Annotated in this window: 17 protein-coding genes; 3 read left to right on the top strand and 14 right to left on the bottom strand. The window is 67.3% G+C overall.

Annotation, left to right across the window (positions count from 1 at the left end):
• Positions 1–6: 6 nt before the first annotated feature.
• Entirely contained in the window at positions 7–807 is an 801-nt protein-coding gene (locus ASG86_RS01965; protein WP_056329415.1) for an amino acid ABC transporter ATP-binding protein, read from the top strand.
• A 113-nt stretch (positions 808–920) separates the two neighbouring features.
• Here ASG86_RS01965 and menD read toward each other — a convergent pair whose 3' ends face one another.
• From menD to ASG86_RS01930, 7 genes are all read right to left on the bottom strand, one after another.
• The gene (gene menD, locus ASG86_RS01960) at positions 921–2,603 is read right to left on the bottom strand and encodes a 2-succinyl-5-enolpyruvyl-6-hydroxy-3-cyclohexene-1-carboxylic-acid synthase (protein WP_056329413.1); all 1,683 of its coding nucleotides are present in this window, start codon (positions 2,601–2,603) and stop codon (positions 921–923) included.
• A gap of 275 nt (positions 2,604–2,878) precedes the next feature.
• A complete protein-coding gene (locus ASG86_RS01955; protein ID WP_056329410.1) occupies positions 2,879–4,945 on the bottom strand; it encodes a PhoX family protein in 2,067 nt (688 codons plus the stop codon).
• A 171-nt stretch (positions 4,946–5,116) separates the two neighbouring features.
• Entirely contained in the window at positions 5,117–6,145 is a 1,029-nt protein-coding gene (locus tag ASG86_RS01950) for an o-succinylbenzoate synthase (protein WP_056329408.1), read from the bottom strand.
• 61 nt (positions 6,146–6,206) lie between these two features.
• Positions 6,207–7,223: a magnesium/cobalt transporter CorA gene (gene corA, locus ASG86_RS01945; protein ID WP_056329405.1), complete on the bottom strand. Its 1,017-nt coding sequence runs from the start codon at positions 7,221–7,223 to the stop codon at positions 6,207–6,209.
• Positions 7,220–7,816: a GbsR/MarR family transcriptional regulator gene (locus ASG86_RS01940; RefSeq protein ID WP_235565059.1), complete on the bottom strand. Its 597-nt coding sequence runs from the start codon at positions 7,814–7,816 to the stop codon at positions 7,220–7,222. The genes corA and ASG86_RS01940 overlap by 4 nt, the downstream gene beginning before the upstream one ends.
• Complete coding sequence (locus tag ASG86_RS01935) at positions 7,813–9,435, bottom strand: ABC transporter permease (protein ID WP_235565058.1); 1,623 nt, start codon at positions 9,433–9,435, stop codon at positions 7,813–7,815. The genes ASG86_RS01940 and ASG86_RS01935 overlap by 4 nt, the downstream gene beginning before the upstream one ends.
• A 1-nt stretch (position 9,436) precedes the next feature.
• Positions 9,437–10,423, bottom strand: coding sequence for an ABC transporter ATP-binding protein (locus ASG86_RS01930; RefSeq protein WP_056329397.1), 987 nt, complete (start codon positions 10,421–10,423; stop codon positions 9,437–9,439).
• A gap of 53 nt (positions 10,424–10,476) precedes the next feature.
• Between ASG86_RS01930 and ASG86_RS01925 the strand changes: the two genes are divergently transcribed.
• Together ASG86_RS01925 and ASG86_RS01920 are read left to right on the top strand one after the other, a co-directional pair.
• A complete protein-coding gene (locus ASG86_RS01925; protein WP_056329395.1) occupies positions 10,477–11,667 on the top strand; it encodes an MFS transporter in 1,191 nt (396 codons plus the stop codon).
• A gap of 36 nt (positions 11,668–11,703) precedes the next feature.
• Entirely contained in the window at positions 11,704–12,609 is a 906-nt protein-coding gene (locus tag ASG86_RS01920) for a phosphatase PAP2 family protein (RefSeq protein ID WP_056329391.1), read from the top strand.
• 60 nt (positions 12,610–12,669) lie between these two features.
• Here the strand turns inward: ASG86_RS01920 and ASG86_RS01915 are convergent, their stop codons facing one another.
• From ASG86_RS01915 to ASG86_RS01885, 7 genes are all read right to left on the bottom strand, one after another.
• Entirely contained in the window at positions 12,670–13,665 is a 996-nt protein-coding gene (locus tag ASG86_RS01915) for an aldo/keto reductase (protein ID WP_056329390.1), read from the bottom strand.
• 194 nt (positions 13,666–13,859) lie between these two features.
• Positions 13,860–14,243 (bottom strand): VOC family protein, encoded by a 384-nt coding sequence (locus ASG86_RS01910; protein ID WP_056329387.1) that lies wholly within the window; start codon positions 14,241–14,243, stop codon positions 13,860–13,862.
• 163 nt (positions 14,244–14,406) lie between these two features.
• Positions 14,407–14,895, bottom strand: coding sequence for a hypothetical protein (locus ASG86_RS01905; protein WP_056329386.1), 489 nt, complete (start codon positions 14,893–14,895; stop codon positions 14,407–14,409).
• Positions 14,896–15,540, bottom strand: coding sequence for a signal peptidase I (locus ASG86_RS01900; RefSeq protein ID WP_056329383.1), 645 nt, complete (start codon positions 15,538–15,540; stop codon positions 14,896–14,898).
• A 12-nt stretch (positions 15,541–15,552) separates the two neighbouring features.
• Positions 15,553–16,149, bottom strand: a complete 597-nt coding sequence (locus ASG86_RS01895; RefSeq protein WP_056329380.1) for a hypothetical protein — start codon at positions 16,147–16,149, stop codon at positions 15,553–15,555.
• A gap of 72 nt (positions 16,150–16,221) precedes the next feature.
• On the bottom strand, positions 16,222–16,767 hold the full coding sequence (locus ASG86_RS01890; protein WP_056329377.1) for an alternate-type signal peptide domain-containing protein: 546 nt from the start codon (positions 16,765–16,767) through the stop codon (positions 16,222–16,224).
• A 154-nt stretch (positions 16,768–16,921) separates the two neighbouring features.
• Positions 16,922–17,575 carry a TetR/AcrR family transcriptional regulator gene (locus tag ASG86_RS01885; protein WP_056329373.1) on the bottom strand — a complete coding sequence of 218 codons (654 nt, stop codon included), beginning with the start codon at positions 17,573–17,575 and terminating at the stop codon, positions 16,922–16,924.
• Positions 17,576–17,610: the final 35 nt, after the last annotated feature.

Genomic DNA, 17,610 nt, shown 5'->3' with positions numbered 1-17,610 from the left:
AAGAGCATGAACGACGTCGTAAATTCCTCCGGCAGCACCAGCACTATCCACGCCGCCGGCGTAGCCATCAAGGACCTGCGGAAGTCCTACGGTTCGAATGAGGTCCTGAAGGGCATCAGCCTGAACGTTGCCCCGGGAGAAGTGGTGTGCCTGATCGGCCCTTCCGGTTCCGGCAAATCCACGCTGCTCCGTTGCGTGAACCTGCTGGAGCAGCCCAACCAAGGCAGCATCCACGTGGGAGGCTTCGAGGCCACCGATCCGGATGTGGACATCGACAAGATGCGCCGCAAAGTGGGGATGGTGTTCCAGCAGTTCAACCTGTTCCCGCACCTGGACGCCAAGCGGAACTGCACCGTTGCGCAGACCAAGGTGCTGAAGCGCTCCCAGGCCGAGGCGGACAAGGTGGCTTTGCACAACCTTGAGCGCGTAGGCCTGGGACACCTCGCCGATCGGTTCCCCGACCAGCTTTCCGGCGGCCAGCAGCAGCGTGTGGCAATCGCCCGCGCCCTCAGCATGGACCCCGAGCTGATGCTCTTTGACGAGCCCACGTCAGCGTTGGACCCGGAAACCGTGGGCGATGTCCTCTCGGTCATGCGCAACCTGGCCAAGGAAGGCATGACCATGCTGGTGGTGACCCACGAGATGGGCTTCGCCCGCGAGGTGGCCGACCGCGTGGTGTTCATGGACGGCGGCGTAGTTGTGGAGGAAGGCGTGGCCGAACAGGTCATTTCCGCCCCCACCCAGCCCCGCACCAAGGAGTTCCTGCGCCGCGTCCTGGACCCGACCCACATCGAGATCGAGGAATAGGTCTCCGCTTTTCGACCCTCAGATTCCCTGGCGCTGCCGATATCCCGGCGGCGCCAGGGAATTTTTGCGTCCGGGGTAGTTTGCGCGCCGGCCAGCCTAACCCGGGCAGGTGCCTACTGCCCCGCCAGCACACCCGCGACAGCGGCAGCAACGGCTTCCTTGATCCGGGCATGGAGCTGCCGCAGCTGCCGGCGGTCCGTCCGGACCTCCACAATGCTCCGCCCCTGCACGGGCCGGGCGAGCGCTTCGGCGAGTCCCGCCGTCGTACTTACCAGTGAATGTCCGACGCCGTACGCTGCGGCGAGTGCCGCGATGTCCACGGAGTGCGGGGTGGCGAAGAGCCGTTCGACGGCGTCTCCGTAGCGGCCGCTTTCCTCGACTCCCCCGTGCTCCAGGAGCCCGAAGATGGCGCCGCCGGAATCATTCAGGGCCACGATCCGCAGGTCCGGCTGTTCTTCCCCGGTGCCGAGGAGGAGCCCGCCGGCGTCGTGCAGGAACGTCACGTCGCCCATCAGCACGGTGGTCTCCTGCCGGCCGCCCAGCGCGATGCCCGTGGCCGTGGAAACAGTGCCGTCGATCCCGGCCAGGCCCCGGTTTGCGTACACGGTGGCGGCGGGATCAGGCGCGGGCAATCCGGCCAGGTCCACATCCCGGATGCCGTTGGAGGAGCCGAGCAGCAGCTGGCCGCGGGCGTGCTTCCAGACCAGCGCGGCGACGGACGGCCCGGTGGCAGCGGCCTCTGCGGAGATTACCTGGTCCAGGGCATGCTGCGCAGCGGAGCCGGCGAGGAGCCAGGTGTCCAGCCAGGCAGAGGCTGCCCGGCCGGCGAAATCGGCAAGGTCCGCCAGGTTTTCCAGCGGTAGCTCGGTGCGGCGGCCGGGCTCGTACCAGGCCACCGGAACCGGCTGGTACAGGGCCGATTCAATATCGGTGCGGGCCAGGAGCGCAGCCACCGGACGGGACAGGGTGGGCCGGCCGAACAGCACCACACGTTCGACCGGCTGTGCGGAACCGGGGCCGAAATGCTCCAGCAGCAGCCGGTACGGGCCTACGGCGTTGGGCCCGAAGCGGGAGTTGGAGGACGGTTCGGCCAGCAGCGGCAGGTTGTGGGCGCGGGCAAACGCCTCGGCCACCGGACCGGCGTCATGCCCTGCCAGCACCACGGTACGCCGCTCCGGCAGGCTGTCCGGTGCCGGGGGCAGGTTCATGACCAGGGGCTCGGTGCCCACCCTGTAGCGCTGCCGCTCCACCGCCGCCGGCAGCCCTTCGTCCTGCGACGGAACCAGAGGATCACGGAACGCGAGGTTCAACTGGACCGGGCCCGGCGGCAGGTCCGGAAAGGCTCCGGTTGCAGCGGATAGCCCGGTCTGGACCGCGCGCTCGGGGTTGGTCCCCGCGGGAACATCCACGGCAAAGCGCACCTGCTCACCGAAGAGGTCCGGCTGGATGGTGGTCTGGTTGGCACCGGTTCCGCGCAGCTCGTCGGGCCGGTCCGCGGAGAGGACGATCAACGGCACGGCGGCATGGTTGGCCTCCATCACCGCCGGCATCAGGTTCCCGACGGCGGTCCCGGACGTGGTGAGCACGGCCGCCGGAGACCCGGTGGACAGGGCCAGGCCCAGGGCCGTGAAGCCCGCGGAGCGCTCGTCGATCCGCACCAGCAGGTCCACCCGCCCGGCCGCAGAGGCCTCGGCCAGGGCGTACGCCATCGGTGCCGACCGGGAACCCGGCGACACCACCACGTGCCGCACGCCGCCGTCGAGCAGAGCGTCGACGGCGGTCCGCGCCGCAGCCATTGCGCTCAGCTCAGGCGCGTCCACCTCGGGGATGTTCGGTGCAGGTTCGTTCGGCAAAGTCACCCAACCAGTCTGCCACCCCGCAACCCCCGCTCAGGTATGACAGCGGATCTCCCAACCCCCGCTCACCTTCCGTCGCCCAAAACGAAACGCCCGCTCACCTTCCGGCTCCATCAGGACCGGAAGGTGAGCGGGCGTTTCCAGAAAACCGTCAAAGGTGAGCGGGCGTTTCCAGAAAACCCGTCAAAGGTGAGCGGGCGTTCCGGGAAGAGGAACTAGGCGCGGAACACCTGGACCACTGAGGGACGCGGGGCGCGCACCTGGCCGGGTGCCGGCGTCGTACCTGCCGGGACGTAGTCCGGGAAGTAGGAGTTGGGCGCCTCAAAGGTGCCGTCCTCGCCCGGGTGCTGCACAGAGACGAACACCATGCGCTCGTCGTCGTGGATGACCGGGCCGCAGGTCTCGGCGTCGCGGGGCACGGAGAGGAACTGCTCCACCTTGCCGCGCTCGGCGCCGTCCAGGGTGACTTTGAAGAGCCCGTCGTTATAGCCGATGCCGGAGGGGGCGCCGTCGGTGGAGATCCAGAGGTTGCCCACGGAGTCGAAGGCCACGTTGTCCGGGCAGGAGATGGGCGAGACCTTGTCCACCGGGTAGCCGGAGAAGTAGGTGACGTCACCCTGCGCGGGATCGCCGCAAACCATCAGGAGTGTCCAGTTGAACTTGGTGGAGGTCTGGTCGCCGGTTTCGGTGATTTCCACGATGTGCCCGTCACGGTTCTGCGTGCGCGGGTTGACTTCGGTGGCGCCTTCCTTGGTGCCGGTGCCGCGGTCCGAGTTGTTGGTGCAGACCACGTAGACCTTGCCGGTGTGCAGGCTGGGCTGGACGTCCTCGCAACGGTCCATCTTGGTGGGACCCACCTTGTCCGCGGCCAGGCGGGTGTACACCAGGACCTCCTCGACGGACATGCCGGGGACGGCCGACTTCCCGCCGACCACCAGGGGCAGCCATTCGCCGGTGCCGTCGAAGGCGCCATCGGCCGGGAGCTTGCCCGTTCCGTCGATGTCCGTGGCGGGTGAGTTCCCGGTGAACTTGGCAACGTAGAGGTCGCCCTCGGACAGCAGGTTCATGTTGTGCCGGCGGTCGCCTTCACGGTACTTCTCCGCGGAGACGAACTTGTAGAGGTAGTCGAACTTCTCGTCGTCGCCCATGTAGGCCACCACATGGCCCGATTCGGCCACAATCACGTTGGCGCCCTCGTGCTTGAAGCGGCCCATGGCGGAGCGCTTCTTGGGGGTGGAGGTGGGGTCGAACGGGTCCACTTCAACGATCCAGCCGAAGCGGTTGGTTTCGTTCTCGTAGCCGGGGTTGCGGGTGTCGAAGCGGGGATCGTCCAGTTCCCACTTGCGGGCGGTGGGCTTGGCGGAGAGGCCGTAGCGCTTGTCGCTGGCGGAGATGCCGGCGGCCACGAAGTAGCCGTTGAAGTTTTCCTCACCCGAGAGGATGGTGCCCCAGGGGGTGGTGCCGCCGGAGCAGTTGCCGAACGTGCCCTTGATGGCGCGGCCCGAGGGATCTGCGGTGGTCTTGACCAGTGCCGAGCCGGCCACGGGGCCGGTCAGTTCGTACGTGGTGTCGGAGAGGTAGCGGCGGTTCAGCGGGGCGCCCTTGACGTAGTTCCACGGCTTGGTGGTGTTCTTGCGCTCAAGTTCAACCACGGCCAGGCCGTGTGCTGCCCGGCCGATCGCCCGGGTTTCCGCGGCGTCGTACCCGGCAGGGACCATGATGCTCTCATTGGTGTATTCGTGGTTGGTGAATAGCACGGCGCGGCGGCCCTTGCTGCCCGGGATTTCCACGATGTCCGTGTAGTCGTTGTTGTAGCCGAACTGGCGGGCCTGCGCTGCCGCGGTCTGGTTGTTCAGGTCAAAATCCGGCGAGTCTGCGAACAGAGGATCACCCCAGCGGATGATCGGCTGCCAGGTGAAGCCTTCCGGCACGGTGAAAGCATCCACGGCCTTGTCCACGGGCTTGATGGCCGTGAACTGCAGCTTGGAGTTGCCGAAGCCTTCCTTTGCGGCCTTGGACAGGCCGGCAGCGGAGGCAGGCTCGGCGGAGGACACAGCTGAACCGAGGACGACGGCGAGTGCACCGGCGGCTCCCATGCCCAGGGCGGCGCGGCGGGACAGGGTGGCGGAGGCAATGTCGCGGAAGTAGCTGTTGGAACTGGTGTTGCAGACATCGCCGGCGCAGGCGTTGTCACACTTGAGCGCGCAGGTGACGGGGCTCCGCTTGCCCTTGGTGTGGCCGAGCATGGGCAGCAGGGTGAACTTGCGGGCAGTTTCAGACATGGGAACCTTCCAAGGAATCTCGCTGGGGTGCCTGATCACCCTTCCAGCCGGTTCCTACGGGAAGCCATCAATTGGATGAAGTTATGGTGAACCGCCCGTGACCTGCAGGAACATCACCAAAACCCGCATCGATTGCTGAGTAACTGCCGTTTTGGGACCTGAAAACGGCAGTTACGGAGCAATCGATGGTGGGGTGGGTGCTGAACTGAGGAGGGCGTGGACGCGGCGGAGCCGGGCCAGCCACCAGTCGCGGCGTTCGGCAGAAGCCGCAAACCGCTCAAGCAGCCCGGCGTCGGCGCTGACGTCGCGGAGGCGGATGGCGCCGTCGTTGGCCACCAAGGGGTCCAGCGTGATGTCCGATTCGAACAGGGACACGGTTCCCAGGCCGCAGGCATAAGGCAGCTGCGGCAGGGCGGCGGCGAGGGCAAGGCCAGCGCGGATGCCCACGGAGGTGTCCAGCGCGGAGCTGACGACGGCGGGAAGTCCGGCCTGTGCCACGATGTCCAGGGCGCGCCGCACTCCCCCAAGCGGGGCCACCTTGACGACGAGAAGGTCCGCGGCGCCGGCCCGGGCCACCCTGAGCGGATCGGTTTCCTTGCGGACGCTCTCGTCCGCGGCGATCAGCACCGGGGTCCCGGCTTCGCGCAACCGGGACCGGACCTCCGCCAGGCCCTCGACAGTAGGTACCGGCTGCTCGGCGTACTCAAGCCCAAACGGCGCCAGCCGGGACAGCGCTGCCACGGCGCCGGGCACGTCCCAGCCGCAGTTGGCGTCCACGCGGATGGCTGCGTCCGGCAAAGCGTTGCGGACTGCACCTACCCGGGCCTCGTCGTCGTCCAGGGACTGTCCGTGCTCGGCCACCTTGACCTTGACGGCGTCCACCCGGCCGAACCGGGCCAGAACCTCAGGAACCCGGTCAGCGGAAACGGCGGGGACGGTGGCGTTGACCGGTACGGACTGCCGCACGGGAGGCGGGAATCCCTGCCAGCCCGCTTCGATGGCCGCGGCCAGCCACCGGGAGGCTTCGGCGTCGCCGTACTCCGGGAACGGGCAGAACTCGCCCCAGCCCGCCGGCCCGCGCAGCAACAGCGTTTCACGTTCCATGATGCCGCGGAACTTCACCCGCATGGGCAGGCTGACCACCCGGGCGCCTGACAGCAACTCTTCCAGCGGGGGGATCCGGAACTCGGGGGCAGGCATGGCTTCACTGTACCGGCGGCTCCGAGGGCAGCAGCGAGGCTGTCGGGGCTATGTGCACAACTCAGATCCACTTTTTGTGCTTGAACGCCAGGTAAAGGCCCAGGCCCATCGCAGCCATCAGGCCCAGGGCGTAGGGGTAGCCGTAGGTCCAGGCGAGTTCAGGCATGCTGGCGAAATTCATGCCGTAGATAGATGCCACCAGCGTGGGAGCGAACAGGATGGCAGCCCAGGAGGAGATGCGCTTGACCTGCTCGCTCTGTTCAAAGCTGGACTCGGTCATCCGCTGCATTTCCTCGTTTTGCCGCTGGGCCACCAGGGCCGCGTTCACGGCGAGCGCGTTCTGGAGCAGGGCGCGGAAAGATGCCACTCGCTCATTGATCCGGATGACGTGGTCCAGGACGTCGCGGTAGTGGTCCCGGAGCTCGGTTGCCTGGTCGCGGTCCGGAGCCCCGGTAATCAGGGCCTGCAGTATTCCAGCCAGCGGACTGGTGGCCCGCTGGAAGATGATCACCTGGCGGGACAGTTCGTAGATGCGGCGGGAAACATCCGGATCGGCCCCGAAGAGGTCATCCTCAATCTCATCGATGTCGTTTTCGAGGCCGGCCACCACCGGCTCGTATTCGTCCACCACCTGGTCAAGGATCCCGTAGAGCACGGCATCCGGCCCCAGGGCCAGGAATTCGGGCATCGACTCCATCCGGCGCCGGACCTTGGCCAGGTCCGGAGACTCGGCGTGCCGCACCGTCACCACGTACTCATCACCGGCAAAGATGTGGATCTCGCCGAAGTCCACCTTTTCCTCGTCGTCCCGGTACCTGGCGGGCCGCAGCACCAGGAAGAGGCACTCGCCGTAGTGCTCCAGCTTGGCCCGCTGATGGCCGGCGAGCGCATCCTCGATGGCCAGGGCGTTGAGGTCGAATTCCTCGCCGACGGACTTCAACTCCTCACCGTCCGGCCGGTACAGCCCGATCCACGCCATCCCCTCGCGCTGGCGGAGCAGGAAGTAGGTCTCGTCCAGGTCCTCCGGGTCCTCGGTGCGCAGCCCGTTCACGTACACCGCGTTATCAATGATGGTCACGGCGGGCCCTCCCCGGACCGCTCCCGCTCCCAGTCATCCAACAGGGCCGGCATCCTGGAATTGAGGAACCGGTAGAAGCGGGCCATGTCCGCCACGCGGGCCCGTGCGGCCGATCCCTCCGGGAGGGTATCCGCCGTCGCATCCGTCAGCGAAGCAAGCTTCTCGTAGATGGGGCTGTTTCGCATGGACACCACGTACCACTCGTCCTCATGCAGCGCGTAGAGGTCGCGGCGGCTGCCGGGCTGGGAGACGCGGTGCACGAAGCCCACGGTCTGCAGGTACCGCACGGCCCCGGAGACCGCTGCTGCACTGGCCCCCAGCCGTTCCCCGAGCTCCGCCGCCGTGAGGCCGCCCGTCTCGGACGACACCAGGGCAAGCAACGTCCGCGCCGGCATCTTGGGGAAACCAGCCGCTGCGAAGGCAGCAGCTGTTCGTTCGGCAGCGGCGACCGTGGCACCGGCATCGGCATATTCAACAGGCCCGGAATCCGAGGCAACCCCGGCAACCCCGCCAGGCGCCGGCATCGAGCCAGGCCCCGGGATCGAGTCGCGCCCCGAAACCGGGCCGGCCCCAACATCAGGATGTGCACTCATGCCGACCCCACTTCCCGCCTCCGCATCGCGGCAACTGCCAATGCCGCCGTTACCGCGGCGACGGCCAGCATCCCCCATGCGCCGCTCCAGTCGGTGGCGTCGCCCTGCGGAACTGGTGTGTGGGTGAACGGGGACAGGTTGCGCAGGTTTTGGTCCAGGCCCAGCATGCCGCCAAAAATGCCCAGCACCACACCCAGGGCCAGCAGCGCCCAGCTGGCGGCGATGGTTGCCGTGGGCCACAGGACGAACACCAGGGCCGGAACAGCCAGGTAAATCAGCGCCGCCGGCACCTGGGCCAGCGCGGTTTCCCACAGCGCATCGGCGGGCATGGACGCATCACCGGAGCCGGCGAGCGCGGCCCACGCACCTACGCCGGCCAGCCCTATCACCAGCACTACAGCCGCCGCACCCAGCAACAGGTAGCCGGCCAGCCAGCGGACCCGCCCCACGGGAACGGCCAGCAGGAGTTCGGCGGTTCCGGCCGCTTCCTCCTGCCGCAGCCGGATGACCGCCTGCAGCGCGCAGGCAGCCGCCAGGACTCCGGCCATAGAGAAGATCACCGAGACCATGAGCTGGGTCAGCGAGATTCCCTGCGCCTGGAGCATGGCCCGCATCACCGCCGTGATACCCGTCCCGGGCGTATCGAGGGCGGCCACCGCCTTGCCCAGCGACCCCGCGAGCAGTCCCAGCGCCATTCCGCTCAGCGCCCAGCCGATGATCGATCCGCTTTGCAGCCGCAGTGCCAGGGCCACCGGACTCCGTAGCCCCGGCCGGGCGGCGGCACGCCCTGGCCTGGCACCCCACACGCTGTCCCCGGTGTCCCGGTGCCGAAGGATGAGCCAGGCGGCCGTCAGGCAGACGACGGCGAGCCCCAACGGCAGCAGCAGCGGCCAGGCGCGGTTCCCCGAGTAGGCATACGTCTGCTGGCCCCAGCCGATCGGGGAGAACCAGCTGGCAGGCCCCTCGGTCATGGTGGTTCCGTCCGCGCCGGGCGTCCCGGTGGCGTCCCCGATCCCGCGCAGGAGGTAGGCAAGGACCACCAGCGCGGCAGAGACGCCGTTTGCGCCGCGCGAGGTCCCCATGAACTGGGCCACGAGCAGCCCCACGCCCAGGAACACCAGGCCGACGGCGCCCGTTGCGGCTCCGGCGGTCAGGGAGCCTTGCGGGTCAAGGCCCTGGGCAGCAAAGCCGGCGAACACGGCGAGCGCCACGAGGATGTTCGCGGCGACTCCGTGCAGCAGGGTGGCGGCATTGGGCAGCAGGCGTCCGGCAGGTGTGGCGGCCACCAGTTCCGCCCCGCCGGTTTCCTCGTCGGCCCGGGTGTGGCGTACTGCCAGGAAAGTGCTCATCAGGCCGGCCAGGAGCGCGAGGAAGGCGTAGATCAGGAAGAATGTGAAGGCGCCCTGGTCCGCGCCGCGGGGCAGGCCGCGCAGCATCAGGATGGCGGGCGTGGCGATGGCCACCTGCAAAATCTCGGTCCGTGCCGCTGCGTTGCCGTAGGTTTGGGTAACGGCTGCCGCCGCAAACAGGGCGAACGCCCCGATGGCCACCACCCAGCTCACCAGCTGCCAGCGGTCCCGCCGCAAGCGCTGCCCCCACAGGACAAGGAGGACGCCCATGTCAGCTCCGTCCCCGGGCACTGAGCAGGTGCCGCCGGGAACCATGTCCACCGGAGGGTGCATCAGCCTCCGGCTCCGGAGCAGCCGAGGCATCCCCGTAGTGCCGCAGGAACAGCTCCTCCAGCGACGGCGGAACAATCGTCAGGCCCTGGACTCCCAGGGCGCCCAGCGCGGGAAAGACCTCGGCGATCCGGTCCGAGTCTGCGCTGAACCTGACCCGCCCGGCGTCGAGCGTGAGGTCGTGCACCGCGCCCAGGCGCGCCAGGGCCTGCGCGTCCAGGCCGTCCGCCGCGAAGGAAACTTCGGACCTGGTGAGGTGCCGCAGCGAGTCCAGGGTGCCGCCGTCCACAATCCTGCCGGCCCGGATGATGCTTACGCGGTGGCAGAGCACCTCCACCTCGGAGAGGATGTGGCTGGAGAGCAGCACGGTGGCCCCGCGGCCGACGGCGGCCAGCAGCTCGCGCCGGAAGACCTCCTCCATGAGCGGGTCAAGGCCGCTGGTGGGCTCGTCCAGCAGGTAGACCTCGGCTTCAGTGGCCAGGGCCGCGATCAGCGCCACCTTTTGCCGGTTGCCCTTGGAGTAGGCGCGCCCTTTCTTGGCCGGATCGAAGTCGAACTCCTGGCACAGGCTTTCCTTTCGGCGCCGGTACGCTGCACCGTCGGCGGTTCCGCCGCGCAGCCGGGACAGCAGGTCGATGGTCTCGCCGCCAGACAGGTTGGGCCAGAGCCTTACGTCCCCGGGCACATAGGCCAGGCGTCGGTGCAGCTCCACAGCCTGGCTCCAGGGTTCGAAGCCCAGGACAGCCGCGGAGCCGGAGGTGGGCCTCGCCAATCCCAGGAGGATGCGCAGGGTGGTGGACTTCCCGGCGCCGTTGGGGCCCAGGAAACCGTGGATCTCACCGCGCTGGACGTCCAGGTCGAGCCCGTCCAGCGCCTTGACGTGCCCGAAGTGCTTATGCAAATTCGCAGTGTGGACCACGGTGTTCATGCTTCAAGTCTTCGCAGTTTTCACAATTTTCTGAAGGTACTAAAGTCCCCACTATGAGCACCGGCGATCCCCTGACAACTAACCAACCCGCCCGCTCCTCCTCGGCGCCCCTGTACGCCGCCGGGTTCGTCACCGCGTTCGGTGCCCACAGCATCGCGGCCGGGCTGGGATCGCAGAGCCAAAACATCGGCCTGACCCTGCTGAACCTGGGCATCCTGCTGGCCCTCTACGACGTTGCCGAGGTCTTCCTGAAGCCGGTCTTCGGTGCCCTCAGCGACCGCATCGGCGCCAAACCGGTCGTCGTCGGCGGGCTCCTCGCTTTTGCCGCCCTGTCGCTGATCGGCCTGGGCGCTGCCGACCCGTTGATCCTGGCCCTGGCCCGGCTGGGACAGGGCGCGGCGGCGTCGGCCTTCTCGCCGGCGTCGTCCGCCATGGTGGCAAGGATGGCCCGGGGCGGGAAGGCGGGCACTTACTTTGGCCGGTACGGGTCCTGGAAAAGCCTGGGTTACATCATTGGCCCGCCGCTGGGTGCCGGCCTGATCCTGGCCGGCGGCTTCCCGCTGCTGTTCGGTACCCTGTCGGCGCTTGCTGCGGTTACCGCGGTGTGGGTGCTGGTGTCCGTGCCGCACCTGGCGCCGCTGCCGCGGAAGCGGTACACGGTGATGGACCTGGCGCGGCAGGTGGGCGAGCGCCGGTTCCTGGTCCCCACGCTGGTGCTGGCCGCCTCCACGGGAGCGCTGGGCGCCGCCGTCGGCTTCCTTCCCGCGCTGGCCACCCGGCACGGCCTGGACGCCCTGGCCGGCACTGCCGCGGTAAGCGTCGTGGCGCTGGGCTCGGTGCTGACCCAGCCGTGGATCGGGCGGCGGCGGGACCGGCACGCCGTCACCGACAACAAAGGCACGACGGCGGGCCTGCTGCTGGTTGCCGCGGGCGTCGGCCTGGTGGCGGCCTTCCCCGGCGTGGTCACCATTTTCGTTGCCGCGGCGTGCATCGGGGTGGGGATCGGCGCGGTGACCCCGCTCGGTTTCGCCCACCTGGCAGACACCACCCCGCCGGAGAGGATGGGCCGGACCATGGGTTCGGCGGAACTGGGGCGCGAACTCGGCGACGCCGGCGGGCCCCTGCTGGTGGGCGGCATCGCCACGCTCACTGCGCTTCCGTTCGGGCTGGGCGCCCTGGCGCTGCTGGTGGCCGCGGCAAGCATTCCCCGCCTGGACCCGGTCCAACCCACCCCCGCCCCCTAAGCGGCCTTCCAGCTTTCTGTGTCACCCTTAACCGCGATGACTTCTTCACGGCAACTACCCACCAGGACACTTGCCCGGCCTGCCCCGGGCTCGGCGTTCCTGTTCGTGCTGTCCACCCTGGCGTGCATTGCCGGGCTGTTTGCCACCTACTACTTCTTCGTCCAGACCACCACCGGACAGTTCATTGACGAGTCCGCGCTGGTCGAAGCGGTGGAAATCCACGGGCCCGCCGGGAAGGCAGCAACCCGGTTCCTGGACCTGCTGCCCACCATCTCGCTGGTGATGGCCGCTGTCGTGGTCCTGTTCGTCACCGTGATCCGGCGGCACTGGGCGGAGGCCGGGATTGCCGTGGCCGCCTGCATCGGCGCGAACGTGGCCACCCAGGTGCTGAAGGACCTGCTGCCGCCGCGCCCGGACAAAGGGGTGCTGACGCTGGAGCTGAATTCGCTGCCGTCCGGGCACACCACCCTGGCGGCGTCCGCGGCGGCCGCCGTGTTCCTGATGGCGTCCCCGCGCTGGCGGCCCATGGCCGGCTTCATCGGCGGCAGCTTCGCCATCGCATCCGGGGTGTCCACGCTGATCAACCAGTGGCACCGGCCTGCCGACGTGGTGGCAGCGTTCCTGCTGGTGGGCGCGTTCATGATTCCGGCGGGGTGGCTGATCCTGCGCCGCGGTTCCTGGAACGAGTGGGACGGGTTCGGTGAGCATGTGGGCTCGGCCCGGATCTGGCTCACGCTGCCGGTGCTGATCGGGCTGGCCTCGGCGGTGGTGGCGGTGTTTTCGCTGATCCGGATTGCGCCCAGCCCGTGGCAGGAGGCCAGCACCACCAACTACTTCTGGGCGGGCATCGCGCTGATCGTGATCGCCGGATACCTGGCCACGGTGGCCACTACGTCGCTGTTCGCGTTCGCGGCACGACGGCGGATCGCACCCAGGCGGTAAAGGGTTGCTTCGGCTGCAACCCACCCGGGTCCTGCCCACCCTCACAGCTACAGGTTCAGATTAAAGGTTGGTCCGCGCCTCCGCGTCATCCGCGTACCGCGCGCCCTGGACGGGAATCTCCGTGATCAGGCCGTTCAGCCCCGCCAGCTCCGCGTCTGTAAGGACCAGGTCCGCGGCCGCAATGTTCTCCTCCAACCGGTCCAGCCTCCGGCTTCCGGGGATGGGCACAATCCAGGGCTTCTGCACCAGCAGCCAGGCCAACGCAATCTGGCCCGTCGCCGCACCCTTGTCCCGGGCGATGCTGCGCACAGCCTCGACCAAAGCCTGGTTGTGCGCCATGGCGTCCGGGCCGAACCGGGGGATGTTGGCACGTGCGTCGTTGCCGCCGTCGAACGTGCTGGATGCGTCCAGCGTCCCGGTCAGGAATCCCCGCCCCAGCGGGCTGTAGGGGACGAATCCGATGCCCAGTTCCCCGCACGTACCCAGGACCTCTTCCTCGGGGCGGCGCCACCAGAGGGAGTATTCGCTTTGGACGGCGGTGACGGGCTGGACGGCGTGGGCGCGCCGGATTGTTCCCGCTGCGGCCTCGGACATACCGAAGTGCTTCACCTTGCCGGCCTCGATGAGTTCCTTGACGGCGCCGGCCACGTCTTCGATGGGAACATTCGGATCCACCCGGTGCTGGTAATACAGGTCGATCGCCTCCACGCGGAGCCGCTGCAGGGAGCCCTCCACGGCGGCGCGGATATGCCCGGGATCGCTGGTGACATTGCCGCGCGGCTTACGCGCCACGGGATCGATGTCGAAGCCGAACTTCGTGGCAATCACCACCTGGCCGCGGTAGGGGGCCAGGGCCTCCCCCACCAGTTCCTCGTTGGCAAAGGGCCCGTAGATTTCGGCCGTATCAAAGAAGGTGACGCCACGGTCCACTGCTGCCCGGAGCAGCGCCACCATGTCTTTCCGCTCCGGCGTGCTGCCATAGCCGCCGGTCATGCTCATGCAGCCGAGTCCGATCGCAGAGACCTCCAGGTCGCGGCCGAGTGTGCGCTTGTGCATCTGTGCTCCTGTTCGCTGTGGGAGTTCCACCATCCCTGCCGTAGCACGGTTGGGCGCCCGGCAGTGAGTTTTGAGCAAATCTTGAGGAATTGGTGCCCTCCAGCTTGAGCCTCGCCATGGATAGTTGCAGGTGCCTGGGCGGCGTCTTGAAGTGGGCGCCGCCCGGTACGTCCCCCGCTCTCCCGTTGACAGCCTTAGGCTATGGGATCGAGCCGCTTGCGCAGGAGGCAGAACTCGTTGCCTTCGGGATCCTGCAGCACGTGCCACTGCTCATCGCCGGTCTGCCCCACGTCGGCCGGCCGCGCGCCGAGGGCCAGCAGGCGTTCCAGTTCGGCGTCCTGGTCCCGGTCCACCGGGTTGACGTCGATATGCAGCGGAAGCCTTCCCGCCCGCGGATTGCTGCTGGGGCTCAGGAAGATGGTGGGCTGCAGACCGCCGAAGCCGGCGTCAGGCGGCCCGATCTCGATCGCACCGTCCTCACGGTCGATCTCCACGTACCCCAGGACATCGCTCCAGAACCGCGCGAGCAGTTCCGGGTCGGCACAGTTCAGGACCAGTTCGCTGATGCGGCATGACATGGTGCCAGTGTACGGACGGCCGTCACCAGACAGCCGGCAGACACGGGCGGGAAAGTACGACGGCGGCACGCGCCTTCTGCGAAAAAGGCCAGCCCGGCGGGAGGCGGCGCCGCTGCGTTGGGGGTATTGCAGCGGCACCTTCTTCCGCCGGGCTGGCGTCCTGTCAGGCGCAGGAGATCTTCTTGTTTCCGGTCCCGATCTCGAGGCTCACCTTGACGTACACCGTCGTCTGCGAACCGCCGGAAAAGGTAGCAACGATCTTGACTGTGGCCGGGCTGGTGTTAACTTGGGTGAAAATCGCGGAGTCTCCCCACAGCGTGACGCTCCCGGAAGTCCCGAATGGTCCGGCGGCATCTGTCGTCGTCCCGTATATTCCGTTGGTTCCGGCGGCGGAAAAGGTGAGCTTCACAGGGGCCTCGGATAAACCGGAGTACCCGAGTGATACGTACTTGTTCGCGCTGTCCACGTTGCTGCAAACAGGCGTGGGAAACACGGGACCGGGCCATGTGCCGGAGGCGGTGACGGTCATCGTGGCCGTCGCGCTTTGCTGCCAGAGGGCCGACGCCGCGGCGCCGCCTGCGCCCAACAGCACCGTGAGGACGAACGCCCCGACGGCGAGTCCCCCACCGGGAAGGTTCCGGAACCGTGCCATCTACTCCGCCTCGGCAGCCTGTTGGTCAGGCGAACGGGTTTTGCGGACCGACTTGTAGATGGTGATGGCGCCGTAGCCGATGAGGGCCACGGCCGCGATGACCGTCCACATGCCCCGGTCCGAGTTGCCCAGGAAGTTGGCCACGAAACCCACGTAGGGAACTGCGTAGAACAACTTGCCTTTGACCTGGATGGCGCGGACCGGGTTCTCATCGTTGGCGCCGTTGTTGTCGCCCCTGGTGATCAGCGTCTTTTCGCCCTGCTGGGTGGACCCGAAACCGACGATCCGGTGTGTTTCCACCTCCGGCCGGCCCGAGTAGAGCTGGAAGGCGATGACATCGCCATACTTGAGCTCGTCAAACGGCGCAGGCTTCATCACCATGAACGTGCCCGGCGGGTATTTCTGGGCCATGGAGTTGGTCAGCACCGTATAGGTCTGCGAGCCCGTGGCCACCGGCACCACGATCAGGACCATCGCGGCGAAAAGTGCCGCCAGCATGGCGGCCAAGCTCAGCAAACGTCCGACGGCGGTCCAGGCGGCATTGCGCCTGCGTCCCCGCTGCTGCGTGTCCGCCTTGGTCCCGTTCCGGCGTTCGGTGGAGCCGGCGTCGCCGCCGAGCAGGCGTTCGGTCAGGTCAGTACTCACCGGACACACCCCTCAGAGCTGCCGTGCGGTGAGCTGGATGGAGATGGTCACAGATTTTCCTTCTACTGATGGTGAGGCGTTTGCGGCGTTCGCGTTCAGGCTGATCTGGAAGCAGAAGACCGTGGAACCGCCCTTTGCAACCGTAGGCGAGACCAACCCGGCGGTACTGATCGACGCGAAGCCTGCGGTGGTGCTGCATTCGGCCGAGGAAGCGGCCGTTTTGGCGCTGACACTGATGTAGCCGGCAAGGGTTCCGCCGCCGACATTGGCGATGGCGGGCTGGCTTGCCGTCATGGCCGTGTTGAACTGGCCGCCGGCGTTGGTGCTGTTGGTGACCACCACACCGCCGTAGACCGGAGTGCCTGGCCCCAGGGTCCCTGCGGGTGACAAGGTCAGGGTGGCTGGCGTCCCGTTGGCCAGGGTCATGGTGGTTGTTTGGCCCGTGTTGACCGCCGTCAGCGCCGTATCGAACGACGCCGACGTAATGGTTCCAGGAGAGGCGGACGCCGCCGCACTCCACAACGCGTAGGTTCCCTGAACTGTCAACAGGCCCAGGACCACTGCACCGGCGACCAATACTGCCGCCTGCAGCCTGCGCTTGATGCGCATGATCTCCTCCTGGTCCTGGTTCCTGCTTCCGTAATTCAGGCGGGTGGCGTTTCAGCCACCCGCCCGGGGCTGCTAGGCGCCCGCCTGGAGCACCTGGGAAAGCGTGAACTCGACGTTGTTGAAGTTGTAGGTCTTGTTGACATCCACGCGGCCCGTTGTCCCGGATTTGAACTGGAACGTGATGGTTGCTGTGACCTTCTTAGAGGTGGTGAGCGGGTTAGCAACAACATCAGTAGCTCCCAGGGTCAGCACCGGCGCCGAGACGACAACACTGTCGCCCACGAACCCGTTGGCAGCATTTGCACCGCTGGCGGTGATGTTCGCTGCCATCTTGGCTCCCGTAAGTGTCACGTCGAGATCCTGCTTGAAGGTGAGCAGGTCGCCGGGAACCACCAGATATGTTCCGTCTTTGATCTTGGCCGTGATGTCGGTGCCGGCACGGTCAGTCCAGACTCCGGGAGCGCTGTTCAGACCAATCTTGAGATCGCCCGAAACGATGCTGCCAGGAGCAGCAGTTGCTTGGTCGTTCCATGCGGCGAGGGTTCCGCCGCCGCCCAGCAACAGTGCTGCACCGACGGCGATGGCTGCGGTTCCCTTGATCAGAGTGCTGTTCTTCATGGTGTGTCCCCTCAGACTTTTGTGGTGTGTTGGCCTAACTGGGGACAACATTGCACGGCCAATCTCAGGAAGTGAGGGGGTAAAGGGTCAACGAAAGCTCAAGTTATTTGAAAGTTCAATAAGCCTCTGACCTGCGCTTCTATCCAAATCAGACTCATTTTGGCTCGAGCATCAGCCGGCACCAGGCGTCGTCGAGCCAGGCCGCGAACTGGTCGGGACTCCACCCGCGCTGGTCCACCAACAGCACCCAGTATTCGGGCCCGTTCATGCTCCATACGGCGTCCGCGAGCTCGGCGGCCGGGCGGTCGCTGCGCAACTCTCCCGTGGCAGCAAGTTCCTCGACGAACTTCAGCATGTTCGCCGCACGCCGTTCCGAAATCTCCTTCCAGAGCGCTGCGCAGTCGGGATCGGTGCCGGCGGCATCGCGCAGCGCCACGTACACCGGAGCCAGCCGCGGCTGGATCCCCGCCAAAGCCACCGCATAAATCCGGATCTTCTCCGCTGCAGTCTTCGCTTCCCGCATCCGGATCACGTAATCGCGGCGCTCAGCGGGCACCGCCTGGCCGGTCCCCGAGATGGCTGTTTCCACCACTTCCCGCAGCAGATCCGGCTTGCGGCCGATGGTGGCGTAAATGGTGTCGACGGCGACGCCGGCCCTCCGTGCGATGCCGGCCACGGTGGTGGAACGGTAGCCCTCCCCCACGAAGAGCTCACGGGCAGCACCCAGGACGGCGTCGCGCGTGGCCGCCGCCTGTTCCTTCCGCCGCGGCGAGTGATAGCGGCGTGCCGGGGCATTGACTGCATTCATCGGCAGGCCTACCCTAATTTCATCCGAAGTGTATT

This window comes from Arthrobacter sp. Soil764 (genome assembly GCF_001428075.1).
Taxonomy (GTDB): Bacteria; Actinomycetota; Actinomycetes; order Actinomycetales; family Micrococcaceae; genus Arthrobacter.
This window is presented reverse-complemented; position numbering and strand designations above follow the sequence as displayed.

Coding starts and splice junctions, on each gene's coding strand:
- ASG86_RS01965 (WP_056329415.1), top strand. CDS start 7: ATGAACGACGTCGTAAATTCCTCCGGCAGCACCAGCACTATCCACGCC.
- menD (WP_056329413.1), bottom strand. CDS start 2,603: ATGGCTGCGGCGCGGACCGCCGTCGACGCTCTGCTCGACGGCGGCGTG.
- ASG86_RS01955 (WP_056329410.1), bottom strand. CDS start 4,945: ATGTCTGAAACTGCCCGCAAGTTCACCCTGCTGCCCATGCTCGGCCAC.
- ASG86_RS01950 (WP_056329408.1), bottom strand. CDS start 6,145: ATGCCTGCCCCCGAGTTCCGGATCCCCCCGCTGGAAGAGTTGCTGTCA.
- ASG86_RS01940 (WP_235565059.1), bottom strand. CDS start 7,816: ATGAGTGCACATCCTGATGTTGGGGCCGGCCCGGTTTCGGGGCGCGAC.
- ASG86_RS01935 (WP_235565058.1), bottom strand. CDS start 9,435: ATGGGCGTCCTCCTTGTCCTGTGGGGGCAGCGCTTGCGGCGGGACCGC.
- ASG86_RS01930 (WP_056329397.1), bottom strand. CDS start 10,423: ATGAACACCGTGGTCCACACTGCGAATTTGCATAAGCACTTCGGGCAC.
- ASG86_RS01925 (WP_056329395.1), top strand. CDS start 10,477: ATGAGCACCGGCGATCCCCTGACAACTAACCAACCCGCCCGCTCCTCC.
- ASG86_RS01920 (WP_056329391.1), top strand. CDS start 11,704: ATGACTTCTTCACGGCAACTACCCACCAGGACACTTGCCCGGCCTGCC.
- ASG86_RS01915 (WP_056329390.1), bottom strand. CDS start 13,665: ATGCACAAGCGCACACTCGGCCGCGACCTGGAGGTCTCTGCGATCGGA.
- ASG86_RS01910 (WP_056329387.1), bottom strand. CDS start 14,243: ATGTCATGCCGCATCAGCGAACTGGTCCTGAACTGTGCCGACCCGGAA.
- ASG86_RS01905 (WP_056329386.1), bottom strand. CDS start 14,895: ATGGCACGGTTCCGGAACCTTCCCGGTGGGGGACTCGCCGTCGGGGCG.
- ASG86_RS01895 (WP_056329380.1), bottom strand. CDS start 16,149: ATGCGCATCAAGCGCAGGCTGCAGGCGGCAGTATTGGTCGCCGGTGCA.
- ASG86_RS01890 (WP_056329377.1), bottom strand. CDS start 16,767: ATGAAGAACAGCACTCTGATCAAGGGAACCGCAGCCATCGCCGTCGGT.
- ASG86_RS01885 (WP_056329373.1), bottom strand. CDS start 17,575: ATGAATGCAGTCAATGCCCCGGCACGCCGCTATCACTCGCCGCGGCGG.